28 protein-coding genes are annotated in these 23,877 nt (G+C 37.5%); 4 read left to right on the top strand and 24 right to left on the bottom strand.

The window, feature by feature from the left end:
- The first annotated feature begins 104 nt into the window (after positions 1 to 104).
- The 4 genes from MTO68_RS07145 to MTO68_RS07130 all read left to right on the top strand — a co-directional run bounded on the left by MTO68_RS07145 (position 105) and on the right by MTO68_RS07130 (position 5,439).
- Entirely contained in the window at positions 105 to 1,892 is a 1,788-nt protein-coding gene (locus MTO68_RS07145; protein ID WP_244015484.1) for an amidohydrolase, read from the top strand.
- Between the two features lie 29 nt (positions 1,893 to 1,921).
- The gene (locus MTO68_RS07140; RefSeq protein ID WP_244015483.1) at positions 1,922 to 2,692 is read left to right on the top strand and encodes a DUF4850 domain-containing protein; all 771 of its coding nucleotides are present in this window, start codon (positions 1,922 to 1,924) and stop codon (positions 2,690 to 2,692) included.
- Between the two features lie 1,042 nt (positions 2,693 to 3,734).
- A complete protein-coding gene (locus tag MTO68_RS07135; protein ID WP_244015482.1) occupies positions 3,735 to 5,021 on the top strand; it encodes a Y-family DNA polymerase in 1,287 nt (428 codons plus the stop codon).
- 40 nt (positions 5,022 to 5,061) lie between these two features.
- Positions 5,062 to 5,439 carry a hypothetical protein gene (locus tag MTO68_RS07130; RefSeq protein WP_244015481.1) on the top strand — a complete coding sequence of 126 codons (378 nt, stop codon included), beginning with the start codon at positions 5,062 to 5,064 and terminating at the stop codon, positions 5,437 to 5,439.
- Between the two features lie 132 nt (positions 5,440 to 5,571).
- Here MTO68_RS07130 and MTO68_RS07125 read toward each other — a convergent pair whose 3' ends face one another.
- The 24 genes from MTO68_RS07125 to MTO68_RS07010 form a co-directional block, all read right to left on the bottom strand.
- A complete protein-coding gene (locus MTO68_RS07125) occupies positions 5,572 to 5,940 on the bottom strand; it encodes a hypothetical protein (protein ID WP_244015480.1) in 369 nt (122 codons plus the stop codon).
- Positions 5,940 to 6,236 carry a DUF6527 family protein gene (locus MTO68_RS07120; RefSeq protein WP_244015479.1) on the bottom strand — a complete coding sequence of 99 codons (297 nt, stop codon included), beginning with the start codon at positions 6,234 to 6,236 and terminating at the stop codon, positions 5,940 to 5,942. The genes MTO68_RS07125 and MTO68_RS07120 overlap by 1 nt, the downstream gene beginning before the upstream one ends.
- Positions 6,237 to 6,740 carry a lysozyme gene (locus MTO68_RS07115; protein ID WP_244015478.1) on the bottom strand — a complete coding sequence of 168 codons (504 nt, stop codon included), beginning with the start codon at positions 6,738 to 6,740 and terminating at the stop codon, positions 6,237 to 6,239. It abuts the gene before it with no gap.
- Positions 6,727 to 6,999, bottom strand: a complete 273-nt coding sequence (locus tag MTO68_RS07110; RefSeq protein WP_244015477.1) for a holin — start codon at positions 6,997 to 6,999, stop codon at positions 6,727 to 6,729. The genes MTO68_RS07115 and MTO68_RS07110 overlap by 14 nt, the downstream gene beginning before the upstream one ends.
- A 60-nt stretch (positions 7,000 to 7,059) precedes the next feature.
- Positions 7,060 to 7,290 (bottom strand): hypothetical protein, encoded by a 231-nt coding sequence (locus MTO68_RS07105; protein ID WP_244015476.1) that lies wholly within the window; start codon positions 7,288 to 7,290, stop codon positions 7,060 to 7,062.
- Entirely contained in the window at positions 7,283 to 9,298 is a 2,016-nt protein-coding gene (locus MTO68_RS07100; RefSeq protein WP_244015475.1) for a hypothetical protein, read from the bottom strand. Before MTO68_RS07100 ends, MTO68_RS07105 begins: the two co-directional genes overlap by 8 nt.
- A 12-nt stretch (positions 9,299 to 9,310) precedes the next feature.
- Positions 9,311 to 9,712: a hypothetical protein gene (locus tag MTO68_RS07095; protein WP_244015474.1), complete on the bottom strand. Its 402-nt coding sequence runs from the start codon at positions 9,710 to 9,712 to the stop codon at positions 9,311 to 9,313.
- Complete coding sequence (locus MTO68_RS07090; protein WP_244015473.1) at positions 9,709 to 9,969, bottom strand: hypothetical protein; 261 nt, start codon at positions 9,967 to 9,969, stop codon at positions 9,709 to 9,711. Before MTO68_RS07090 ends, MTO68_RS07095 begins: the two co-directional genes overlap by 4 nt.
- The gene (locus MTO68_RS07085; protein ID WP_244015472.1) at positions 9,966 to 11,222 is read right to left on the bottom strand and encodes a hypothetical protein; all 1,257 of its coding nucleotides are present in this window, start codon (positions 11,220 to 11,222) and stop codon (positions 9,966 to 9,968) included. The genes MTO68_RS07090 and MTO68_RS07085 overlap by 4 nt, the downstream gene beginning before the upstream one ends.
- Positions 11,223 to 11,272: 50 nt before the next feature.
- Positions 11,273 to 12,889 (bottom strand): hypothetical protein, encoded by a 1,617-nt coding sequence (locus tag MTO68_RS07080; RefSeq protein ID WP_244015471.1) that lies wholly within the window; start codon positions 12,887 to 12,889, stop codon positions 11,273 to 11,275.
- A gap of 2 nt (positions 12,890 to 12,891) precedes the next feature.
- Positions 12,892 to 14,850, bottom strand: coding sequence for a hypothetical protein (locus MTO68_RS07075; RefSeq protein WP_244015470.1), 1,959 nt, complete (start codon positions 14,848 to 14,850; stop codon positions 12,892 to 12,894).
- On the bottom strand, positions 14,840 to 15,253 hold the full coding sequence (locus MTO68_RS07070; RefSeq protein WP_244015469.1) for a hypothetical protein: 414 nt from the start codon (positions 15,251 to 15,253) through the stop codon (positions 14,840 to 14,842). The genes MTO68_RS07075 and MTO68_RS07070 overlap by 11 nt, the downstream gene beginning before the upstream one ends.
- A gap of 3 nt (positions 15,254 to 15,256) precedes the next feature.
- Positions 15,257 to 18,292, bottom strand: coding sequence for a tape measure protein (locus MTO68_RS07065; protein ID WP_244015468.1), 3,036 nt, complete (start codon positions 18,290 to 18,292; stop codon positions 15,257 to 15,259).
- Positions 18,293 to 18,393: 101 nt separating this feature from the next.
- Positions 18,394 to 18,804 (bottom strand): YqaE/Pmp3 family membrane protein, encoded by a 411-nt coding sequence (locus tag MTO68_RS07060; RefSeq protein ID WP_244015467.1) that lies wholly within the window; start codon positions 18,802 to 18,804, stop codon positions 18,394 to 18,396.
- 2 nt (positions 18,805 to 18,806) lie between these two features.
- The gene (locus MTO68_RS07055) at positions 18,807 to 19,091 is read right to left on the bottom strand and encodes a hypothetical protein (RefSeq protein WP_244015466.1); all 285 of its coding nucleotides are present in this window, start codon (positions 19,089 to 19,091) and stop codon (positions 18,807 to 18,809) included.
- 60 nt (positions 19,092 to 19,151) lie between these two features.
- A complete protein-coding gene (locus MTO68_RS07050) occupies positions 19,152 to 19,706 on the bottom strand; it encodes a hypothetical protein (protein ID WP_034614453.1) in 555 nt (184 codons plus the stop codon).
- 63 nt (positions 19,707 to 19,769) lie between these two features.
- Positions 19,770 to 20,504: a hypothetical protein gene (locus MTO68_RS07045; RefSeq protein ID WP_034614450.1), complete on the bottom strand. Its 735-nt coding sequence runs from the start codon at positions 20,502 to 20,504 to the stop codon at positions 19,770 to 19,772.
- A complete protein-coding gene (locus MTO68_RS07040) occupies positions 20,497 to 20,664 on the bottom strand; it encodes a hypothetical protein (protein ID WP_171077777.1) in 168 nt (55 codons plus the stop codon). Before MTO68_RS07040 ends, MTO68_RS07045 begins: the two co-directional genes overlap by 8 nt.
- Before the next feature lie 2 nt (positions 20,665 to 20,666).
- A complete protein-coding gene (locus tag MTO68_RS07035; protein WP_034614446.1) occupies positions 20,667 to 21,119 on the bottom strand; it encodes a hypothetical protein in 453 nt (150 codons plus the stop codon).
- Entirely contained in the window at positions 21,106 to 21,606 is a 501-nt protein-coding gene (locus MTO68_RS07030) for a phage virion morphogenesis protein (protein WP_034614443.1), read from the bottom strand. The genes MTO68_RS07035 and MTO68_RS07030 overlap by 14 nt, the downstream gene beginning before the upstream one ends.
- A 1-nt stretch (position 21,607) precedes the next feature.
- Positions 21,608 to 22,057 (bottom strand): DUF1320 domain-containing protein, encoded by a 450-nt coding sequence (locus tag MTO68_RS07025; RefSeq protein ID WP_034614440.1) that lies wholly within the window; start codon positions 22,055 to 22,057, stop codon positions 21,608 to 21,610.
- 7 nt (positions 22,058 to 22,064) lie between these two features.
- The gene (locus tag MTO68_RS07020; protein ID WP_034614438.1) at positions 22,065 to 22,400 is read right to left on the bottom strand and encodes a hypothetical protein; all 336 of its coding nucleotides are present in this window, start codon (positions 22,398 to 22,400) and stop codon (positions 22,065 to 22,067) included.
- The gene (locus tag MTO68_RS07015; protein ID WP_034614436.1) at positions 22,393 to 23,487 is read right to left on the bottom strand and encodes a major capsid protein; all 1,095 of its coding nucleotides are present in this window, start codon (positions 23,485 to 23,487) and stop codon (positions 22,393 to 22,395) included. The genes MTO68_RS07020 and MTO68_RS07015 overlap by 8 nt, the downstream gene beginning before the upstream one ends.
- Before the next feature lie 12 nt (positions 23,488 to 23,499).
- Positions 23,500 to 23,877, bottom strand: coding sequence for a hypothetical protein (locus MTO68_RS07010; protein ID WP_154130599.1), 378 nt, complete (start codon positions 23,875 to 23,877; stop codon positions 23,500 to 23,502).

Genomic DNA, 23,877 nt, shown 5'->3' with positions numbered 1-23,877 from the left:
TCAAACCTATACGCAGATCAAAATCTTTGCTAGTTTGAATAAAATAAACAATTCAATTCATCTGTTTTGAGCAATATTTAATAAAACAAATTTGGGGATTATTCATGTTTCAAATCAGTAGCCCATCAAAACTTGTCCGTGCAATTGCACCCATCATCTGCGTAATTGGCCTTGGCTCGCTTAGCGCATGTACCACAGTATCTCCAACAAACACGAATACCCCCGCTGATCTTGCAACATTGACGCAAACAAACACGCTATTTTACGGTGGCTCAATTTTAACCATGCAAGGCATGTCACCCCATTATGTCGAAGCGCTACTGGTCAAGGATGGAAGAATTGTCTTTGCAGGTGATTTAAAACAAGCGCAAAAGTTAAAACAAAAAAATACCCAAGAGGTTAACTTAAACAGTCATACCCTGCTGCCTGGTTTTATTGATGCACATAGCCATTTAAATAGTGTAGGTCTACAGCAAACTGTAGCAAATCTCTATCCTACGCCCGATGGTAACGTTTCAGATATTGCATCATTGATTCATGAACTTTCATTATGGCAACAAAACAATCCTGACTTTATCAAAGCAACCTCAGGTTGGATTATTGGAAATGGTTATGATGATGCCCAAATTAAAGAAAAACGGCATCCTACAGCAGATGATTTAGATTTGGTTTCCACCAATCACCCGATTATTGTTTTACATCAGTCTGGACACTTAGCCTCTGTCAATCATAAGGCTCTTGAACTTTTAAACATCAATAAAAATACCCCAAATCCAACTGGCGGGATTATTCGTCGTAAAGCAAACTCTCAAGAACCCAATGGTGTACTTGAAGAATCTGCTGTTTTTTCAGCAATGGCAACTGCGTTTAGCAAAGTTCCACCTGAAATCATGCAAAATATGGCAAAAACAGCACTGAATACCTATATCAAAAATGGCTATACCACTGTACAAGAAGGTCGTGCAGATCATGGTACCGCTGAATTATGGCGAAGTTTTGCGGCCATCAATCAATTGAATATTGATGTCGTGGTTTATCCAGATATCATCAATGAAAAAGATTACATGCTGAAAAATGGCAGTAGTCTCAATTATCAAAATCATTTTAGAATTGGTGGCGTTAAAATCAGCCTAGATGGCTCCCCACAAGGCAAAACCGCATGGCTAACGCAGCCTTACTTCATCCCACCAGAGGGAAAACCTAAAGACTATCGTGGTTATCCAGCCTATCCAGATACAAAAATGGTTCAAGATGCAATTAATCTGGCTTATAAGAATCATTGGCAAATTCTTGCACATGCCAATGGTGATGCTGCAATTGACCAATATCTCGCAACTATTGAAACAGCCAACGCACAATATGGCCAAGCAGATCGCCGCAATGTAATTATTCATGCACAAACCATGCGTGAGGATCAATTAGATCAAGCCAAGAAATTAGGGCTTATTCCTTCGTTCTTCTCATTACATACTTACTACTGGGGCGATTGGCATAAACACGAAACACTCGGCGCAGAACGTGCCAACCGAATTTCCCCTACAGGTTCTGCATTAAGAAAAAATATGATTTTTACTGAGCACCATGATGCTCCAGTCATTCCTCCTAAAAATATGATGGTGATCGATGCAACCGTCAATCGTACCACCCGTTCTGGAGATGTATTAGGTGAGGATCAAAAAGTCAGTCCTTATATTGCATTAAAATCAGTCACAGATTGGGCTGCATACCAATACTTTGAAGAAAAAGACAAAGGAACCTTAGAAAAAGGCAAATTGGCGGATCTTGTGGTGATAGATCAAGACCCATTAAAAGTGCCCACTCAAAAGATTAAAGACATCAAAATATTGGCAACCTATAAAGAATGTCAATTGATTTATCAAAGTCCCCAATAAGGATCAGTAAAGGATAGTCGGGATAGGACATGCTCAATTCGAAATTTTTAATCATACTATTGGGCCTAAGTGGTTTTGCTTATGGAGATATCGCTATTTTCAAAGCCACTTTTCCTGATCTAAAAACCAACCAAGCACCTCACCCACAACACCGGCTTGAAAAACTTCCCGCAGCCACACTCAGCAATAATGTAACCGTGGATACCTATATTGCAGCAATTCCCAATCCTTTTAACGATACAGGATTCTACAAAGATGATGCCGTCTGTAAGATCAGCAATACCCAGCAAGTGAAATGTCAGTTCAGTTATACATTATCTACGACTCAAGCGAAAAACTTTAAAATCATTTTACTGCCCGGTATTGGTCCTGTACTTGTCCCCCTATCATGGCAAGTGATCAGCACGGATATGGGACCTTCTGGCGTTGCGTATGCTGTGCTGGCAAGCCGTAAAAAAGATGAAGCCATCACCATTTATAATTCATCCGCGTGTGCTGGCTGTGCCATGCATAGCGCAAGTTTATATTTCCCCAATGTCAAAAAGCTCAGTTTAGACAATGAATTTGGTGCCATTGAAGATAAAAACCATCTGCTAAACATCGTCAAAGCCAATAAAAATAAAGTGTATTTTAGCTATCAAATTCCCAACTATCCCAACAAAACACATGGGATCGCCTATTATGCCGATGAAAGTGATGGCAACGATGTCACCAATTTTCAAGAAATCAAAGTCACAGTTAAACCAGAACATCAAACATGGGCACGTGATATTTTAAACTTCTATCAGGCAACACATTGAAATCCCCCTGACCAGCACTTGGTTTTATTTAAAGCCGCTATTTTGACCAAAACATTATTCTGATTTATATTGTTTTCAGCAAAAATAAATATAGCCAACCACATGCATGGAGCGCCAAATGAAAACAATCACCGAATGGTTCTACTTTTAAATATTTCAAAATTAATTCAATAACTTATAATTAATATTATTTTTGTGGTGTAAATTAGGTGTAATTTAAAGCCCTCACTCAGAGGGCTTTATTCTTCGCATTATTCAAAGCACTTACAGCAAAGAAGAGAGATGATTCAGGATTGGGCGAATATTGTTGATAGCTGGAAAGATTTGAAATGAAAAACCGCCCCTAGAGGCGGTAATTTTTATCTCAAGATAAAATCAGCGATCTGCAAAAAGTCAGCCAATAGACTAATAAATTGCAAACAATAGAATACTAACGCATTCATTGTTGACCTCCCTTAATAGGGCATCACTTGATATTAGTTACACTATGAGGTTAAATACTCTAAGTACAAATATGTATATCAAGATCTGCATATTTCGATAGCTTAGAAATACGCTATCAACCCCTGCTCTTAATTGGACCTTCGAAAATAAAATTAAGAGCAGACCTCTTCAAAACATTCATTCCTGCCTTGAACTATAGGTATAGTGCATGGTTTTCAATAGCTTATCAATATTGACATATCAATAATATCTTATCTCTGATAAGTTAGTTTTTATAAACTACTTGTGGAAAAAAACAAATTTTTTGCTTTAACTCTTGTGCCACAAACACATCGCAAACTAAACATTGCAAGAATCTTTTTCTAAAAGTATGTGGATAACTTTATTTAATCTAATTCATTCGATCAATAAACAAACAACTTTATATATTTTTTATCACTTTACTTCTACAATTTAAGATCTCTAAAAATAATTATGTTTCTATTTTGCATGAAAAACGTCTTATTCTGACGCCCCACTGATTATCCACAGTTTTTAAATTTGAAATTGCCCCAAATGGATTTTATCATTATCTTGATTATGTAACGATATCAAAATAATGAAAGAAAGGATTATCGCGCTCATCGACATTAATAATTGTTATGTGTCGTGTGAGCGCCTGTTTCAGCCCAAATTAAACAATAGACCAGTCATTGTACTCAGTAATAATGATGGCTGTGCTGTTGCACGTTCCCAAGAAGCTAAGGATTTGGGCATAAAAATGGGTGTGCCACTTTTCCAAATAAAAGACATTGTTGAAAAGCACAATGTAGTCGTTTTATCAAGCAACTATGCAGTCTATGAAGAAATGTCACATAGATTCACAGCGACAATAAAATCATTTGTCAGTGAAAAAGATGTTGAAGTTTATTCTATTGATGAAACGTTTGTTGAGCTTACAAGCTATGCAAATCAAGACTTAAATGTACTTGTAGGAAAAATCAAAGATGCCCTTTTGATGTGGCTTGGCTTGCCTGTATGTGTTGGTATTGGTAGATCGAAGACAGAAGCCAAAATGGCAAACCACATTGCGAAGAAGAATAAGCACTTCAATGGGATTTGTAATCTTGTGGAGATGGACCCATGCTCTAAAGAGGCATTATTTCAAAATATAGATGTAGGTGAGATTTGGGGAGTCGGCCGCAAGCACTGTAAGAAACTTCATTCATTAAATATTAAGACAGTTTTTGATTTAGCTATTGCAGATCCAGCATTTATTCAGAGTCAGTTTTCTGTAGTTATAAAAAGAACTGTCTTAGAATTACAAGGCACAGCATGCATTGAACTAGAAGAAGTTGCACCAGATAAGAAGCAAATTGTTTCATCACGCTCATTTGGGCAACGCGTCTCAGATAAAGATGCACTGTCAGAGGCAATGAGTTGTTATATACAAGCTGCAGTTAAAAAATTGAGACGACAAAATGGATTGACCGGGTGCGTTATAGCTTTTGCACATTCAAACCCTTTCGACACTAACAAGCCATTTTATAAAGCAAGTGTGAGTGTGTCATTTCCTGAGCCCACAGATAGCGCAGCGGTGATCATTAAGAATATTCTTAGGCAAATGGATCGAGTATATAAAGAAGGTGTGGATTTCAAAAAGTGTGGTGTGATTCTGACTTGTATTGAGTCGAAGTCGAGATATGTGCCTGATCTTCTAGCAGATCATGAAGCTATTCAAAGGAATGACAATCTACAAACAGCTCTTGAGCAAGTGAATGAAAAGTTTAGTAAGAAATTGGCGATTGGGCCATGTCTGTTGAAAAATAGAAAATGGAGCATGAGTCGAGGGAAATTGACGCAGAATTATTTTAGTTGGGATGGGTTGTTGACTGTGGGTGATTAATCTGATTTTATTGATTTTTATATAAATTTGAGGATTAACTATGTTTGAAGTTTTTAAAGCAGGTGTGCAATATGATGATTATAAAGGTTCAGTAGCTTGTGATGATAATGATCTAACAACACTTAAGAGTGAATTGAGAAAATTTTTTGGTTTAGATAAGAGCGCAATAATTATTGGAATTAAAGTAATCGCAAACTATGAAAGCAGAACATCTGATATTGATAATTTTTCAATAATTATTCTTACTCCTGAAAACGATGATTATGATGAAAAAATCAGCAACAATTTAGAAGTAGACGTAAAGAAACTTAGTAAAGAAATCTCAATACAAGATTTCTTTAAATTATTTAAAAGATTTCAAATAACTCTTTCTAGTAAAGGTGAATTTGAGAATGCAAAATATAAAGTTGTAAATTAAAAAGTCTTATTCTTCGCATCATTTAAAGCACTGCACTCGTTGTATTTACTAACAGCATCAATGATCCATAGTGTTATTTCTTTTCCCTGCCCTGACTCGAGTTTTAAGAGCTTAGGGCACGGCACAGCCAAATTAGCTGGAATCGTCGGTGATAAGTGAGTTGATGTTGCGCAACCCATCAGCATCAATACAAACATTGTTATAAACAGGACGCTCAATGATCTTTTGCACTTCACGTTTAACTGTTTCGACTTTGACACGTTGTTCTGATTTAAGTTGCTCATAGTCTGCGCTCACTTTGTTTATTTTGTTTTGTTTTTCAACCAATGCCTTTTGCTGATCATCTTTAAGTTTTTGAATCTTTACATTACAAACTGATTCAGCATTTTTAAGTTTTGTGGCCAAATGATTGGTGTAAGCAATTTGCACCAGGTATAAAAAAATAAAGACCGCAACTGCGATCCATTTTTTATACTTCCATAAGAATTGGTTTATTGGCATTAGAGTTCCTCAACTTCTGGCAGATCAACTGTTTGACCAGCTAATTGATGATTACAATCGGATAGAAATTGAATCTGGCCATTTCTAATAAAAGAATGACATTGATTTGTATGACCAATGTTGACCATCAAACTTGGGCTAAAAGTTGGATGCTCTAAATTTCCATCAAAATCCCAACGTATTTTATGTTGTGGACCAACATGCAAGGGATGTAGATAATTACAGCCAGGACATTCAATGAAGTAGATACCATTTGATTCAAGCATGACATTGCTTACTTTTTTGAATTCGCTCATCTACTGCACCCCCATACACTTGTTATAGCGATCCTTTTGACGGGTCCATACTCCATAGCAGCCATTTGAGCGCACTGAGCAATCACGCTTTGCAACGAATTTGTATTTAAGAAGTGATGCACATGCTTGCTTGTACTGCCCTGCTTTGAGATTACGAAGCATCGAAGAGCCATTCCAATTTGCTTGGCCATAGTTGTAAACGAAGTCTAGGTACACGTCATATTCAGTCTCAGTAAGTTTCACACCCTGCAATGATTTGCGAAATGCAACTTCGTCTTTAGCTATGTGAGCTTTGGCAATTTGAACCGCACGTTCTTTTGTAATCGGCTTATCAGTCATTTTGACTTTTGTGCCATTTTCATAAGATGTGGATCCGATACCAATCGTTGCCACTTTGGCACTGTCCAAATATGGTTTTGGCTCATAGCCCTCATACTGAATTAATGACGTAAAAAAAGCAGCCGAAGCTGCTAGACCAACCACCCAAACTTTAGTTTTTGACATTACACTCATCCTTTAATTTTACGATTCGTAATTGATGTTCTGCTTTACGCATTTCGTGCTCTACTTTTTCTCGACGGTTTTTAGCAATCGCAAAATAGAGCTGAATGAACAAGCCTATCAATGCCACGCATAAACCACCCCAAGCGATTACATCAACCTTGGCCAAGAATGCGAAGAATGATGTTGCCCCACTTGTAACCGTAACTTTTTGAGTGATTGCGACTGCACTCGCTTCAATTGCTGCCTGTGTTTCAGACATGTAACCCCCTATTTTTGGCAATAAAAAAGCACCCGATTGGGTGCCTGTATTTGGTTAATTTCAAACTTCTATCTGTACCACAGTACCCTGCGGTGCAGATCTTTTGATTTCATTATTTGAGATAAATACTCGATCACCAGTTTTGTATTCAACTGAACTGGTGCACATCACTAAACCTGAATTATCAGATACCAAGACTTTGTAATTTGGGTGATTTGATGAAGTGATTACACCAACGAATTCAGGATTCTGCGGCAACAAAGCTAGAAATCTTGTGTAAATATTACTCATTCACTATCCTTTCAACACTTATTGATTGATTGACTGTTGAATAGGTAAAAGAAACACTTACTGAGTCAACAATCCCCCACCACTCACCATTAAATACAATAACTTCACCTGGCACACATTCGCCTATTTCTTCAATCAGTGGTAATTCAAAATCATGACTTTGAACTTGAGCTGACTTTGCTAACTTTGCTTTACCAAAACCACCCATACTGACAGCATTAAAAAGAGGATTACTAACAGGCTCCAACAAGACATCTCCTGCAGTATCTCTTCTTTTAACCTGCCCAACATTCCCATTCCTTGGATTGGTTAGTGTGATTGCATTGAAATTGAGTAACTCCTCATAACTATCAGAATGTTTTAAAACCAAACTTTCAGGCAACAAGCGATCATAATCTAATGTCTTAAGTTTCTCCCAAAATGCTTTTTTATATAGTGGGCGAATTGAAAGTCTATTGTCTTTCTTTTCACTATATATAAATCCTCCACCAGCTTCAGCGATAAGCTTAATCGCATCTATTGGAGGAAGATTTGTATAACTCAGACTTTCAGTTTCAACAATCCAACCAAGATCATCGATTAACTGCCAATCCAGAACAGCATCACTGTTTACTCGATCTAATTCCGATTGAACAAGTTGAACTGATGATCTTTCATTTTCTTGAAGATATGAACGAACAGGTGAATATTTTGATTCAAGCAAAGCGGTTTGACTTCGACCAGTCAAGGTGAATGTAATCGTTGGAAATTGGCGACTGCGAGAATATTCCTCATACATCATGTGATGTACTGAACCATTGACTTTGATCTCCAAGATATCGAATTTTTCAATTTTCGAGATTTCAGTTTGAGGAACCGATAAGCTATATGACCAACACCATTGGCTCCGGTCAGTGCTATAACTGCCACTAATGACTTTGATTTCTTCCCCAGTTCGAAGATTGAATACAGATATATTGTTCACGATGTACCACCAATTTTTATTTTCAACATGAGGAAGCGAGGGTTTAGGTTTGCAGTGATCAATGTCAAAATTGAGTAAAATATTGTTTTGTCTATCAACTTTTCGCTTACAACAAAAATTAAGATCAAACTTTTTACTCTTTGTGTCGGGATTTTCAGGCTTTGGCCAAGGATCAATTTTAGATTTTCGATAGTAAATTGAACTCGCTATCTCCCAATTCAAAGCATATTGAGAAATAATCTCTAAGCCATCATCCCAATGAAAGTAATAAACAGAAGCAATTTTTTGTGCAACCTCATAAGAGAATGTTAGATTTTTGCGCTTTCTAACAAGCTCTTTCCATTGATCATCAATATTTACTCTCAAGCTGATTGCTTGTTCTTGGGAAAACCGAAGATTTAGATGTCGCCTCTCTGTTTCATTCCAAGCTGTATTTAATGAATTAAGTATTTTATAAGTTTCATCAAAATCGGTTTTGAGTGCAGTGTTTATCGAAATACCACGCTCAAAATTCAAATTTCTTGAAAAACTTATTTCTATACTTGGGTCATAAGAAAATACTGAACTTAATGCTTTTAATATTGGTTTTGAGAACCTTACCCTTTCGTTAAATAAAATCGCTGAAGCAACTAAATAATCAGTTTTAAGCTCTCTAAAGACACCAATATTAAAATTAATATCAAAGCGAGCTGATACACTTGCATCAAAGTGAGTATTGATTTCTGAATTTACACTACAAAACTGGCTAATTTTTACAGCTTCAATATTCGAAATAACTGAACTTGAAATGAATGAATTCAGTTGAGCTAACTTACCATTTTGAGCTAATATTTCAGCATCTAAACTAGTACTTAATACTACTTTTAATTGATTAAAAGTATCTACATGGGTGAATAATAATGAGGAGAATGAAGTGTTAAAAACTGCATTTAATTTAGCCTTGTTAAGTTCATTCTCTCCAAAGTTTAAATTATTTGTCCCAGTATCTTGCTTTGAAAAACTCAGTTCGACATTGGTTTTTCTTGGCGGTTGGTACTTCGACACATGACCACCTCTTTATACAGGTAATGGAGTGGGCTTTAAAACAATTGAATTTAACATGAGTGTTGATCCTTCAATTAAATTTGGCTCCGATATGGTTATATCTGTTCCCACTAAAAAATCTGTAACTGCAACACCAGCACCGCTATAAAGCCTAGCCCATTTTGCCGCCCCACTCTTCACCACTAGCGCTGCATCAGTCTGATTTAACTCTATGCTATCTGCATTTAGCTTTTTAAGGCACGGCTTTGGAAGTGACAGAGTAACAAGCCTTTTGCTTTCATCGGCAGCTATAGAAACATTCACTGGTTTAGTATCACTATAAAAAACAAAGGTAGCAAATGCGCTACCTTGATCCAAATATTCAGTAATGGCTTTAAGCTGAATTAACCCAACTTCAATAGATGTAAAATTCATTGAATATTATCCCCTGTTGCTAAGTTATATTCATTATCAGGATCAATAGCTACAACATAATTTGCAGAAGTGTTTGATCCAAAAATAATGTATGAGCCGTCCTTTTTAGACTTGGCTTGACTTAGCAACTCTCCTGTTTCCCTGTCATAGGCTCTTACTTGACATGAAATTGGTTTATTTAATTTAGTTGTTTTCCCATATATTAATGAAAGAGCTCTACTTGCTTTAGCCAGCGCAATATTCCTGTTTAAGTTCATAAATCACCTACCTTAAAAATGAATGCTCCCTCATTGTTTGCTTGCGCAACTTTTTTAAGCAAAAAACACTCACTCTCCTCAACAAAAACATGCAAATCACCATAGCCGCTGCTTGAGGTTTGCATGCTATAAAGTAGCGGGTACGCCCCCATATATGAATTGTATGAAGAGTGAAGCATAATTTTGCTAAAATAAATTCCTGTTTCGGGGCTAGTGAAAACTAGATACCCTGATCTCATTATAGTTTGATCTGTAGTCTTACTAGGCAAGTAATACTGTGGATACGCTTGTAAATCTTGACTATAGGTGCCGCTATTCGTTGTCATTGTAATAGTGTTTGGGCTCCAGCCATAACGCAATGGATTGCTGTTAAAGAAAAATTCACTGTAGTTGACTGACACATCTCGATTATGTGCCAACAAAAATGGCACCCTAAAGCCTTTTTTTTCAGATACACCAAACCCATAAACATAAGTTGAAACTACTTTGTTATAAGTAGAATTGCCATTATCAATAGGCGTGCTAATCAAATAGAATGAACTATTATCGCCAATAATAGTCCATTCCCCTAATAACATTGTGGGACTCATAGACTCGTTTATTTGGCTTGATGAGGCATAATCACTAATAGCCTGATACCACTTTGTCCAGCCATTAAAAGCTGAAGCACCTGAACCAGTCCCAACCCAATTTTTATTAGGATTTGAACTGTCAAATGGGACTTGATTTCCACTAAAATCTTCAATTCCATTACATGATTCTAAAATTCCAACTTTTGCGTATTTAGCATAAGTATCTGTGTATACTGGATCTCGACTATTATCTACACGCAAGTAATAGGGGTTTGCAGTTTTATCTTTTGCTTGAAATACAGCTTTCTGTGTTCCAGCAAATGCTTTAGTCCAGCCTAGTGATGCTAATTTTGCAGAAATTGTTCCTGTGACAGTCTGATCTGGTAAATTAACAACAAATTCAATTTTGTTAGATGTAATTCCAAGAATTTTGAATTCTTTATTTAACTCTGGAATTGTTGAGCCACTAAATTCAATAACTTGGAATTGCTTAAAGTTATGATTTGAGCCAAATGTTGCGGTCCCAACACCATCTATAATTTTTAAGTTTGACACGAGCTGTGAACCAAATCCACCAATAAGGCAAGCATCAAGTACATCAATTAAACCTCCCCATGTATTTGTTAATTGTGGAGCATTTGTATTGTTGAAACTAAACCATTTGATATCTGTATTTGCCATTATATTGAATCCATAAAAAAGACCGCGAATGCGGTCTTTGTAAAATACGCTTAGATCACTCGATCAATATCACCACGAAGCATGATTTGAAACTGATCAGTTAATTCTGTCGGTTCTGATTGTTTAACAGTACGTATCACCCAAACTGGAAACATTGCTGCATGAGTATCAAAAAACACCACATTGTTATTTACCCAACCTGAGCCCCACCCTTCTTTTTTGATTTTGAAGTACGGAACACCTGTAACTGGGTTAATTGGTTCACAATCTGTATTAATATTTGCTGTGCCAATTTGTCCAGAATATTGCCCAATAATTAGAAAATTCGTATTGTCTGTAAATACCAATGCCCAACGCTCTTGTATAGCCCCCTTATTGGTTGTTGCAATCGGGTAAAGCGCATCGTTATAACGAGCTGAAATAGGTACTCCTGTTGGCTCTTCAACCCACACATTACCCCACGTTCCCTGTGAAAACATATTGGAATAACGTGCTTGCATGTCACCAATAACCAATGCAGAACCGACGATTGTATTTTCAGCACTGTAATTGTGGGTCAATGGCTTGGTGAAGGTTACCTGCCCACTGATCTGCACATCTCTAATTAGCCCCATATCTTGATAGCGATATTTGATATTTAAAGGTGGTGTTAGAGAATTCAAGGCAAAATCACCGCTTAAAGTGACTTCGCCATAGTCGTGATTCACGACATACATATCAAAAGGAACCTTCACGCCTTTACTATCTTGAAGTTCACACCAAGAAATACGCTTATCATCTAAAATATAGGTTTTACCCGCAATGTGATCGGGCATCACCATAGATTTGGCAGCACTGACGATGCCAATATCACCAACTCTGAAAATAGGTACACGACCATTCGGGGGTAAACGTGTTGCGGATAAACCTAAAATCGATGCATCAAGCGGAATATAGGTATAAGCCACGGCATTGTATTTCACCGAGTCAGGAACAACCCAAACAGGTACATTAATATACTTCTTATTCAGTTCTTCATATTCTAAAAGTACGTCATACCAGTCTTTAGCTTCAATTCCCGGTCTATTTGCTGCAGTGATTTCTGTTTTTGTATAAAAGAATATATCTACAAATCCAGTTTCATAATTCACAGAACCATGTGCTTTTGATGTTTCAACTTTTCCTTGCTCATCAAACTGCAAGTTTAAAGTGCCAAATTCAACAGTGCTCAAAACCACAGTAACTGAAGATGGTCGAACAGGGATAACTGGAATTCTAAAGCTTATATGATTGATTTCAATTGCATCTGTAGTGGTTGTTAATGACTGTAGAGAAACCGTGCTTTCAGTTAAAGGTGTCCAAGAATCAATTTCAACCATACCAGTGCCATAGTTCACAGAGCCAGCAGTAATACCTGTATTAGTAGAATTATTGATATTTCTATAGATTATTCCATCTCGATCAAGATAAACATCACTCCCAAGCTTAAAGCGTACTGAATTTGTCAGCACCAGTTCGGTAAACTGGGGTGTTAAATCAATTTTAAGTTTATCTGCAGTCATCTGCTTGACATTCGGACTTATATCGGGAGAATCACGATATTTAATATTAATGTTAGTTGGAAAATAAGGTCTTAATTTCTTCTTTTCAGAAGCTATTGATTCAGTTTGCGGTGAATAAAAACTCATGATTAATTACTCGCAAATACTTGAGGTGTATACATTTTTTGATAAACCATTACTTCTAAATATGGCTTTATCACGACAATACCTGAGCTGTAATTGATTGTTCCGTGAATATTGCCTAACTTGTCGTGTAAGTTACCTACAGTGTTATCAACCTTGGAATCTGTCAGGACCAATTCACTCAAATTCTGGTTAAGCTGATCTTGTAACTCCATTCTTAATTCAATACTACCTGGTTGAAGTGCATTACCTGTTCCCACATTAAAACTTAACTCTTGCTCAACAGAAGGAGTGATTATTGCGCTTTGATTTAATGGGAAACCCGTGTTGTAGTTAATTGTAAAAACTGTGCCCTTTTGGGGTAGGACTTTGGGTATAAATCTACCAACTCCAGTTGCATAGTTTATAGATCCCGTTGCATCTCCATTAAACTTGCCCTGAGCATTACTTGTAGCGGTTTTCTCAATGTCACCTACATTCCACTTCACGACAACACTATTTGCTGCAACGGCTTCACCCAACAGTAACTCGAATGAAGGGCTTTCAAGAGTTAGATTTGAGCGTACAAAAGTAGAAATCGGTGTACACCACAACACCAGAATATTACTCCCCACGTCCGCAAGCTCACCTGTAGTCAGTAACCATGATCCTGTTTCATAATTGATTGAACCAGATCCAATAGACGTTGCACCAGCTTTAAGTTGCCCAGATCCATCGTCTTTAAGTTCATAAAACTTACCTTTCACCATGAATGACACAGAAACACTGCCTGGTGCAGGTGGAGGAATTAAAACTCCTGTCCAATTTGATCCTTGATTATTTTGTGTCACTTGAATCGATTGGCTTTGGGTGTTTTGTAAAGGTGTCGAAGCTGGCTTAAATGCAATGTTTAAAGTCGTATTCCCTGAACCTGCAGCAGTGGTCCATTGAATCAAACCTTTTTGATAATCGATCGTTCCCACTTGAGTGCCAGCATTAGTTTTTAATAATCCACCACTATCGTTTACTTGTTGATTAAATAGAGAAAAACTTAGAGTAGAAGGCATGATGCTTGAACCTAAGTAAAAATTTTGAGATGGTGAAATAACAACTTGATAGCTTGCAGATACAACTCCATCATTACCTGAAACTAAAGTAGACTTCTCACCTGAAGCATTTACATCAATGATCGCTGTTTCGCTTTGAGCGCTAGGGATAATCTGAGTGAAAACATCTTTTACATTTATTGTAAACTGGCCTAATTGAGCATCCTCAGTAGCTTGAGTTGAAGAGTAATATTTACCCGTATCAGCGACCAAAGAATCATGGATTACTGTTGTAGATTTTTGGCCTGCATACCAGTTTTTTGCAGATAACCCTATAAAATCAATTTCTAATGGGTCGCTAATACTATAGGTTGCAATCTTATATTCAATCTCTTTTTGATCAATAACGATTTTTGAAATACGGGTTTCAACTTTTAGTATTCGAACATATTGCTCATGGCTATTTATAAGCCCACCATTTGAAACCAATACGATCGCATCACCCACATTACTTTCTATTTCACTGGTAAACATACAGACCTGAATCTGTTTCATACCCTGCCAAAGTGTATCTAGTGGCGTTCCTGCAATTTGAGTGCCCTTTGATAAATATGACTCAACTCGATTTTGCGCAGATTTACGTTGATCCGTATAACTTCCAGTGCTAAATAAAAGTGCAGAAACAGCAGGATCTTTAGGATTCTCAGATATAAACACGGTTGATCCCATCAATAAATCAGTATCAATAGTTGTTACCGCAGGAAATATCTTTCGCATTGATACATCGCCAAGGCTTCGATCTAATTCTGAAATATCATTAAACAAGTTGTTACTCTGTCCATCAATGATGACTTGCCCATTGTATTTACCCCCCCCGTCATCATTATCACTTAAGCGCTCAGATTCATATAAAACTAAATCTTTAGTTTCAATCGGCATCGTTTATCTCCAAAAATCTTAGTGTCACGTTATATTCGTCATCGTCAGAAACAGTCGGATGCTCAAGCACAGGATTTGCTTCTATTGCTTTATCTTGATGATTAAAAACTACGTTAAACGTGCGCTTGTCATGAAAATAGTTAAATTGAAGTTCAAATTTTTCTTGAAGAATTGACCAGTCTTTTAACTTGCTAACAATATGCCGTTTTAACCAAGCCATGTTTTTATCAGCTGTCAAAGTAATCGGACGACCCGATTTCTTTTTACCTTCCTGAATAATCAAAGCTCCATCTACTGCGCGATCTTGTTTCTGCTCAATCGAATTCCAATCAAATTCATCAGACCATAAAAAACCGTCTGATAATGAGACGGTTTCTTGTGTTGATATTCGTTTTAATTTCATGTTTTAACCACTCTTTTTAAGTGTTTCAAGCTGTCTAAACAGTTCATTTAAGGTGCTTTCTTGACTCGCATTCCCCATCAAGGAAACATCCTGTCCATTAAAATTAAAACTGTATTTAACTGTCTTACTTGGATCAGAATTACTTGAAAGCGCAGCTGAGGTATTCTTTTGAGTATCTGCATAAACATTTGGCGCCAATGCTTGCATTGTAGATTGCCCTTTGCCGTCAGAATAACGCTGTAATGCCTGTTCGATATATCTTGAACCATCATAGCCTGCTAATCCTTTCTTTCTTAACTCTTGATACAACATACCTGAAATATCCGTAAGCCCGCCAAGACTTCGATTCTTTTGCAATACGTCTTGATCTTTTGCGAGTGCCGTACCAAAAATACTTTGAGCAATTGACTCAGCTTGAGCATCGTCATAACCCATTTTTTTAAGCTCATCCCGGACATAACTCTTCGTGTAGGATGTACTTGAAACGGCATTAGATTTCTTGGATTTTTCCTCTCTCGTTTTCGCTTCTGCCTCAGATTTTGCACTTAAAGCTTCATTCCATGCATCAATTGAATTTTGAGCCTCTTCTCTTGCAACCGCACCCATTTCACGATAGGCACTTGTTACACCACTTGAAACAGTTGAAGCATGAGACGAAGCAGCTTTATTCATTTCATCATAAGACTGTACAACTGCCTTTCCTGTATCATCAATTTGAACAGATAAACCAAGTGATGCAGCTTTTGCTTGAGTATGAGCAATTACAGCTTGATCACCTGAAGCAATCGCTGCTTGAATGGTTCTTTCATAAGCTTGTCTTAAACTTTCAGCCGTCGCTTGGCCACTACTTTGAATGGTATTAAAATCTGCCAAAGCTGATTGCGCTGCAAGTTTTAACTGCTCTTTGGTTTTGATCCCCAGGCGTTCAAATGCTTGCTCAACAGGATTCATATCATCAGGAAGCTTTTGCATCACCTGACGAATTGCTTGAACACCTAGTTCAACTTGTTTTGTAGATATAACACCTTGTGTCTCAAACTCTTTTAACTTTGACATTGCAAAGTCTATTTCAGCTTGGGACTTTGCTGTTTCAAGCCATTTAACCCACGCTTGATAAACCACATCAGCAGACTGCTTTCCCTTTACACCCATTAACTCAATACTGGCGGTAAAGCTATTTAGGTTTGCTTCTTTAGCCTTGAACCCATCTGAAATCCTATTAAGAGCAACATCCAAATCAAAACCAAGCGCTTGCGCACCCTTTCGCCCTGCTGCAAGTTTTGAATCTAATGAAGAAACAGCATTTCCACCTTGCTCCATAGCACTAACAATACCTTTACCAGTATTGTCAAATTCCACCTTTAATCCTTGCGCGGCTAAGGTGGTTTGGAGAGTTTTTTGGGTTGCAAGATCAGAAGCTTTTACCGTTCCATCCATTGCAGTTAATTGAGCATTCACCCAATCTTGAGCAGCCTTAATTTTTGACTCTGTAAGTTTGGAACTTTCTGCCTGATAAGTTTTTTCTTTTGCTTCAAGTTCTGCTAGACCTTGAGTAGCAATATCTATAGCGGCCTGATTACCAGTTTTTCTTGCTTCAAATAATTGCTGTTCCAGCAAAACCCTTTGATCACTGATGGCTTTGTAATCTGCTGCATGTTTTGCTTCTTGAGCATTGAGTTCATCCAATGTTTTCTGACTAGTGGCTAAAGAATCCGCATTCTTTTGCTCTTGGGTTTTGCTAATTTCCTCCCATGCTTTTTTTCCATCTGATTCAAACTTTAATGCACTATTTGAAGCTTTAGAGTAATGCTCCTCAGCTTTTTTCGTCATAGCCTCAGCATTAGCAGCAAATTCTCTACTTGCATCACCCCATGTTACTGCGGCTAAAGCCTTATTAGCCGCAGCTGCTATACTATAAAAAGCCCCAGTTAAGAGATTAGCTACAATTCCTATCGCCTTAAATCCATCATTTAGAAAGCCAATAGCAACATTTAGTGCTTGTAAGAATTTGGTTAATCCATTTGTTTTATCCGAAGCGCCATCTACACCGCTATTAAAGTTGAAAATTGCTCCAAGAGTTTCATTTAGCAGCTCGAATGTTATTTTAAAAGCTTCTCCAACTGTGTTTGCTAGCGATTTAAGGGCATCATAAGCTGAAACTAAGACTGATTTAAATGTTTCTATTGTTGCTGTATCTATCAGATTTATTTGAGATCCTATCCACTCAAAACCATCTCCAATGTCATTTAATACAACATCCAAATCTTTAATGTTATCAGCAATTGTGACAAGCCATTGAGCTACAGTTGCAGATGCACCATTTGACTGGTCCATCTTACCAATCAATATTTCCCAGCTTGTCGATATACGTTGTAACGCATTACTAATTGTTGTAGGGAACTTATCGTAAGTCGCTTGCACTGATACAGATTGACTTTGAAGGGCTTTGACCACACGTTCAGAAGAAAGTTCGCCAGCTTCAGCCATCTTACGAAGCTCACCTGTAGTTACACCTAAGCCTCTAGCTAAAGCTTCAGCTAATCCATAACCACCTTCCATGATGCTATTAAATTCTTCTCCGCGAAGAACGCCACCTTGCATTGCTTGAATAAATTGAGTGACAGCTCCATCTGCTGCCTCTGCTGTGCCACCACCAATCTTAATCGCTTGGGTAACCGTCTTTGTTAGTGCTAACGCTTGTTGTTGCGTCATCCCCATATCTTTACCCACAGTGTTTAAACGAGTGAATAAATCAGCTGTTGTGGTCAGATTTGAATTGGTAGCTAAAGCAACTTGATGGACGCCAGCCATTGCTTGGTTAAAGTTACCACTATCTTTAGTGGCTATATTGATTCGCGCTGAAAGGTTTGTGTACGAGTCCGCAGCTTGTGTTAAACCCTGAACACTTAAACCAACACCAACAGCTGCCATTGCGGCAACCAATGCATTTACTGCAAATTTAGCGCCATTCACACCTTGTTGTAAGCCAGTAGTATTGGCTAACAGGTTTAAGCGAAAATCCAATGATCCTGAAGCCATACATTCCTCAACTTTTAATAGGCAATAAAAAACCACCCTAAGGTGGTTGTTAGTTTGTTTAATTAAAAAACTCTTGTAGGAGATTTATTTAAAAAGAAAAATTATCCGCTTAGCATACTGCCGCAATGTTTACACTTGATTGCATCAAACCTAATTAACTCTTTACAAAATTGGCAATTTTTTTGCTCTATCCCATTTTCGTCTAATTGTGTTCTATGCCCTGCGTTATAGGCAAGTCCATCACTTGAAACTAGTTTTGTTTTATTGAATTTTGATTTATTAGCAATCTCTTCGGTTTTAGTCTCTTGAATAACTTTTGGTTCAGGTTTGAAGAGCCTTACATTTGAACTACCACATGCACTACAAACCTTTCCACCTGATCTCCTCCATATTTCATACAAAACACCAGGTAATATTGCAAACCAAAGCAATATAAATGTAATAAAAAAACTACCTTTGGTTTTTGTTTTTCCTACATGACCACAAGCTAAACACTCTACAGTATGACTCACAATCAACGCTCCCAAACAATTCTAGTTATTACCCCACCAATAACTGTAAGCGTGTATCTTACGCCATCAATCGTATAGCGGTAATCTGTAGCAAAAGCTAAACGCCCGTTTGCATCCCTTGTTTTGTATTCATAAGAAGATTCAGGATTACCTAGTGTTTGAATCATATTGCCTTGAGAATCACCTTTACTCACAAAACTATTTGATGATCTAACACTTTGTGCTTCAGTAGCAGCATATATATTGGTAGAAGCTAAAAATATGAAAGCTAAAAATAATTTTTTCATGATATTCCCCTCATTATTTGAACAGAATATATATTGCCTAGAGGTTGTGCAATGTGAAAATTACCCTTTATTCATGCTATCGATATACTTGTTAAATCCTTTTTTGTCAGCATGATAAGCAACACGCATATTATTTCCCATGCTTAGCAAGCTATTTCTTTCATTTCGTTGTGCTGCCTTGAGGTACTCTTTAAAAGTTCCAAAGCTATAATTTAAAATATCTAAATGTCTATGCCCTTTACTTATTAAGTACTGAAATGAATCAAACCATGTGTACTTCTCTTTAGAATCAGTTTTTTTATTATTTTCTTGATTGAAATATGCTTGATTTACTTCGACTAGATTCTTAAATAGCTCAAGTAATTCACCGTCATTTTCCAATAATTTAGGATCTAAGTCTGAAACATTTGTTGCTAATGTAGCAACCATGATTACTTGAAATTTAAGTTTTTTAAAAACATCAGCAAATACTTCATCGCTAAAATTATTATTAAACATAATTCTAACTGGCTCAGCAAATTCAGACCACTGATCAAAATCTTTCATCATAACTTGTCGGATTTCAATTTCATCTTTAAATGCAGATCTATTCGAAGCTAGAAAAAACTCATTCATATTGATTACCCGAAAACAGGCACAAAAAAAGACGCTCATACGCCCCTGTGCCTGTTGTCTTAATTATGCTACTGGAATTGTCACAACATGGCCGTATAAACCAAGTGTAGGATCTAAGCCTTTTTCAGTATCTGAAAGTGCTTGACCTGAGATTTCATATTGACCTAGTTCTTCATGGATCAATGGGAAAGTTGTTTCAGGTGATTTTTTAGTACGCCACAAACGTACAGCAATATTTTCACCTGTTGCAGTATTGATTCCTTTAAAGAACAACTCATATTCTTTATTGAATTCACTTGCGATCGTTGTGTGACTTACCGCACCAGTGGTAAAGCTTGCTGTAACTGGGTCCGCAATTAACTCATTAAATGTAATCGTACCAAACACTGCATCAAGCGTATATTTATCAGCTGCGATCGTCGTAGATCCCGTTTTAAAAGATACTTGAGTTAAGTTGTAGCCATCAAGTTTGATTTCTTGACCAACCTTAATTGTTCCTAGTGCCTGATCAGCAACTGTAACACTTGCAACTTCAGACTTCATACCCGACAAGATATATTGCAAATTGGCTTCATCAACTTCTTCAAGCTGCCCTTTGAAATTAACACCTGTTGTCTTGGTTAATACAAAATCGGTGGTCCGTTGTCCTGATGTGCTTTCTTGATGTTCAACCTGATCTGTTGTGATTTCAAGTTCGAATTCAGGAACGTTACCAAGATGACGCATCCCCCCAGCAACACCATTCGCAATCTCAGATAGATAAAATTTACCCTGAAGCGAAATATATTTTTTAGCCATCTGTTTTGACCTCTTTAGCTGGTTTTGTTTGTGCAGATGGTTTCACTCCTTCAATGATCTTATCTGCTTCTAATCGTTTAATTTGGTCATCTGAAAGACCACCAATAGTGTCACCTTTCACAAAGCGGCCTACAGGCTGTAAAGCTTTATATGTTTTCATATTCACCATGATTTAATCATCTGTGCTTCAAATAAGAATGGGAAAAATGCCCGTCCTGCAGTTGTCTTACCTATAGGCACTCCAGCATCAACACGCAGGAATCGTTTGTATCCGACAATCTGCGGTTGGTAACCTTGCATTGCAGCAAGAATTTTTCTGATATATGGGTCAGCTAATTGGCGAATCGACATAGTTTCATCAAGTTGAGCTGATGCATCAGAAACACCAAGCGCGATCAACCACTGTTGATAAATTGCATTGGCTTTGCCATCTCCTGATGTATCAGAGATGCGGTCACCAACATAGATAATGCCTATACCCACATCACCAATAAGACATTCAAAAAGATCATCCACATTGAACGGCGTAACAACTTCATCAATATCAGGTAGTTCAGTTTTAATACGCTTCAAAATATCCTCTTCAAGCGCAAAATAGTTATCAATGTTTTGCATCAGTTAAAACCTTGTATAAATATTCTTCAATTTCAAAGAGTATTTCTTGTGAATCATCAACAGAAATTCCCATAAATGGACGAGGTGGGATATAAACGGCCTTAACCTTTACCCAACCACCTGTTGGTGTTTTAAATGTTAAATACTTACCTGATTTTGGTTTAATCGTGCCCCCAAAATGCAAAATAGATGCATATTTAACATTTGTTCCAACACTAATCGTATTACCCTGAACCTTTGCGATAATTGAATTATGCAATCGACCAGTATCACGTAGAGTTTCCCCACCTTGGACTTTAGCTCGCCATGACTTTTTCCAAGGCTTATCATCAGTGCCAATTCCTGTGCGAATTCTTTGTTGCACATTAAATTCGAGAATATCTGAGATATCCTGCCAAAGTCCCGATGGATCCTCTACACGATCAACAACTCGTCGCATAAACTCCTGCAACTTATTTTGACCATGCATCTGTATAGAGTCAGTCATATCAAATACTCGGCATGTTATTTAAAATACTGTCTGAGAAAACTCCCCCTTTATACGTTGTACCAATTGGCATAGTTTTCGGTGATGTATCTGCAATAGCCGTCTCTTCTTCACCAGATTCATTGATGATTTTGATTGTCAGAATTCCTCGACCTACTGATACTCGCTCTAAAAACGAAATTGCATCTTCATAGCGTTGGCGTACCTCCTCACTTGCCTTAGTCTTCCAAAGCAAGTAACGGGCAATATCACAGATATAAATTTTGAGATTTTCAGGAACTTCAGGTAATGGGATTGGGTACTTCAAACCGATATATCCATCGGCAATATTTGAAGCATCTTGAATTGCTGATTTAACAGACTCATTAGTTGTTAAAGCTTTTTCTAATCGATTGATCTCTAACTCACCAAAGCGCAAGACGAGATCTTCACGACTTGCATACTCAGACATATATCACCTATTTAGCTGATTCCTTTGGCTTCGCAGCAGGTTTGTTATCTGCAGTTTGAGATTTTTCAATCTCGGCAACTTTAGCTTTTAACTCAGCTACTTCAGCTTCTGCTTTATTTTTAGCTTCTGTAAGCGAAAGTTCATTTGCTTTCAACTCTGCATTTTCTGCAGCAAGCGCAGCCATTTGGGATGCAAAGTTACTCTCTTTAGGCTGTTCAATGGCTTGCTCTTCTTCAATAGCCCCAGATGCTAAAAGGGCCTGAAGTTGTTTAGCTTCAAGCCCTTTGATTTCATCACCTGGTCGAAAGTGACCAATGGATTGTTTTGCAATGTATTTAGGCATTTGAGCCTCCTTGAGAAATAAAGCCAGTACCGCCACACACGCCATTTTTGTTAGATGGCACTGCAAGTGGCGCTGATTCAGTCATCAAGAAAATTCCGCTTGGATCTTCGTTATACCACTGACGATCAAAGTATTTAGCCACTGCGCCATTTGCTAACATGTTTTTAATTTTACATTGTGCAATTGAGCCTTGAGTATCTGAGATAGCACCAAAATAATCATCAGGGATGAAGCGCTTTAAACCATTTTTTAAACGGTAAGTGGCATCATAAACCCACAATTCTTTTTCATCCAAATAGCCTTTAAATGAGGCACCTTCTTGAACATTCAAACTTGGCTTATAAGGTACGGCAATCCCAGCATAAGGTTTCACAAAACGTTCTTTGAATTCTTCATTATTTGATAAAGCCGCCCAAACCTTTCCTGACATAAGGTAGAGTTTAGAAGCACCACCATTTGCATCAAGCAGAAGCTTTTCAATAGCTTCGATATCGGTTACTGGTTTAGCACCAGCCTGATTCCATGGAGTTAATGGTGTAAAGTTCAGGGACGCATCACGTTCATAATCAACCATGTTATATTCATAGTCATCAGATTGAAGTAAATACTTTCCTTTGAGCAATAACTCCGTTGCCATCAATAAAACAGAGTTATCAATCGCATCATGATTTCGCTTCATAACTGCAATTTGAGCAATGACCATTTTTTCCTGATCAGATAATTGCTGACTTCCTGTAGAGATGATACCCGCAGTACGTAAACGTTCCATTAAGGCTTCATCAAATGAGGTTGCAGGCGTCACCATGTTTTTAGGCTTGTAATACGCAGGTTGAACAAATTCGACCTTTGCTGCACGTTTAGTATCAAAAGGCTTACCAGGTTGATGTGGGGATACTAAGGGTGCAAGATCATGCACTGTATTGATTTCTGCAAGTGGAACCTCATCACGGTCAAATGATGGGCGATTTGGGAACAGCTTATCTAACAGCCAAGTATCCATTGGCTTATAGTTTGTGTGAATAATTGCAAGCTCACCCACATCAAGTAATTCAAGTGGTGCGCCATTGACTGTAAAAGACTGAGGCATTGTTTAAAATCCTTATACTTTTGAAAATTCGATTTTGTTTAGAGTTGCTTTTGCTCGTGCTGCATCATATTTAGATGGCTCTAAATATTCCCCAGCAATTCGCACAGCTTCGATACTGAATACACCACCAAAATAAATTGGAATTTCAATTCCATCAGCTGCCATTTGGGTTGCTTGTTGAGTAGTTACATCTTGGCCACATACAACATTCCAAGTTTTTTCATCTGTTGCATGTGTGACCACATTGGAATCAGATAAAATCAACAGATCCCCAGCTTTGTAAGCCGTTGCAGTAGTCACCTTGGCATTTGCACGACGAAGTTTTTCAACATCTAGATTAAATGGGCGTGATTCACGGCTCACGTTTCCTAAGTAGGTTTTATTGCTCAT

The sequence above is a fragment of the Acinetobacter sp. NyZ410 genome, from assembly GCF_022828975.1.
Lineage (GTDB): Bacteria > Pseudomonadota > Gammaproteobacteria > Pseudomonadales > Moraxellaceae > Acinetobacter > Acinetobacter guillouiae.
This window is presented reverse-complemented; position numbering and strand designations above follow the sequence as displayed.

Bases quoted from the DNA above. Each gene is read 5' to 3' on its own strand.
- MTO68_RS07145 (WP_244015484.1), top strand. From the start codon at position 105: ATGTTTCAAATCAGTAGCCCATCAAAACTTGTCCGTGCAATTGCACCC.
- MTO68_RS07140 (WP_244015483.1), top strand. From the start codon at position 1,922: ATGCTCAATTCGAAATTTTTAATCATACTATTGGGCCTAAGTGGTTTT.
- MTO68_RS07135 (WP_244015482.1), top strand. From the start codon at position 3,735: ATGAAAGAAAGGATTATCGCGCTCATCGACATTAATAATTGTTATGTG.
- MTO68_RS07130 (WP_244015481.1), top strand. From the start codon at position 5,062: ATGTTTGAAGTTTTTAAAGCAGGTGTGCAATATGATGATTATAAAGGT.
- MTO68_RS07125 (WP_244015480.1), bottom strand. From the start codon at position 5,940: ATGCCAATAAACCAATTCTTATGGAAGTATAAAAAATGGATCGCAGTT.
- MTO68_RS07120 (WP_244015479.1), bottom strand. From the start codon at position 6,236: ATGAGCGAATTCAAAAAAGTAAGCAATGTCATGCTTGAATCAAATGGT.
- MTO68_RS07115 (WP_244015478.1), bottom strand. From the start codon at position 6,740: ATGTCAAAAACTAAAGTTTGGGTGGTTGGTCTAGCAGCTTCGGCTGCT.
- MTO68_RS07110 (WP_244015477.1), bottom strand. From the start codon at position 6,999: ATGTCTGAAACACAGGCAGCAATTGAAGCGAGTGCAGTCGCAATCACT.
- MTO68_RS07105 (WP_244015476.1), bottom strand. From the start codon at position 7,290: ATGAGTAATATTTACACAAGATTTCTAGCTTTGTTGCCGCAGAATCCT.
- MTO68_RS07095 (WP_244015474.1), bottom strand. From the start codon at position 9,712: ATGAATTTTACATCTATTGAAGTTGGGTTAATTCAGCTTAAAGCCATT.
- MTO68_RS07090 (WP_244015473.1), bottom strand. From the start codon at position 9,969: ATGAACTTAAACAGGAATATTGCGCTGGCTAAAGCAAGTAGAGCTCTT.
- MTO68_RS07085 (WP_244015472.1), bottom strand. From the start codon at position 11,222: ATGGCAAATACAGATATCAAATGGTTTAGTTTCAACAATACAAATGCT.
- MTO68_RS07080 (WP_244015471.1), bottom strand. From the start codon at position 12,889: ATGAGTTTTTATTCACCGCAAACTGAATCAATAGCTTCTGAAAAGAAG.
- MTO68_RS07075 (WP_244015470.1), bottom strand. From the start codon at position 14,850: ATGCCGATTGAAACTAAAGATTTAGTTTTATATGAATCTGAGCGCTTA.
- MTO68_RS07070 (WP_244015469.1), bottom strand. From the start codon at position 15,253: ATGAAATTAAAACGAATATCAACACAAGAAACCGTCTCATTATCAGAC.
- MTO68_RS07065 (WP_244015468.1), bottom strand. From the start codon at position 18,292: ATGGCTTCAGGATCATTGGATTTTCGCTTAAACCTGTTAGCCAATACT.
- MTO68_RS07055 (WP_244015466.1), bottom strand. From the start codon at position 19,091: ATGAAAAAATTATTTTTAGCTTTCATATTTTTAGCTTCTACCAATATA.
- MTO68_RS07050 (WP_034614453.1), bottom strand. From the start codon at position 19,706: ATGAATGAGTTTTTTCTAGCTTCGAATAGATCTGCATTTAAAGATGAA.
- MTO68_RS07045 (WP_034614450.1), bottom strand. From the start codon at position 20,504: ATGGCTAAAAAATATATTTCGCTTCAGGGTAAATTTTATCTATCTGAG.
- MTO68_RS07040 (WP_171077777.1), bottom strand. From the start codon at position 20,664: ATGAAAACATATAAAGCTTTACAGCCTGTAGGCCGCTTTGTGAAAGGT.
- MTO68_RS07035 (WP_034614446.1), bottom strand. From the start codon at position 21,119: ATGCAAAACATTGATAACTATTTTGCGCTTGAAGAGGATATTTTGAAG.
- MTO68_RS07030 (WP_034614443.1), bottom strand. From the start codon at position 21,606: ATGACTGACTCTATACAGATGCATGGTCAAAATAAGTTGCAGGAGTTT.
- MTO68_RS07025 (WP_034614440.1), bottom strand. From the start codon at position 22,057: ATGTCTGAGTATGCAAGTCGTGAAGATCTCGTCTTGCGCTTTGGTGAG.
- MTO68_RS07020 (WP_034614438.1), bottom strand. From the start codon at position 22,400: ATGCCTAAATACATTGCAAAACAATCCATTGGTCACTTTCGACCAGGT.
- MTO68_RS07015 (WP_034614436.1), bottom strand. From the start codon at position 23,487: ATGCCTCAGTCTTTTACAGTCAATGGCGCACCACTTGAATTACTTGAT.
- MTO68_RS07010 (WP_154130599.1), bottom strand. From the start codon at position 23,877: ATGAGCAATAAAACCTACTTAGGAAACGTGAGCCGTGAATCACGCCCA.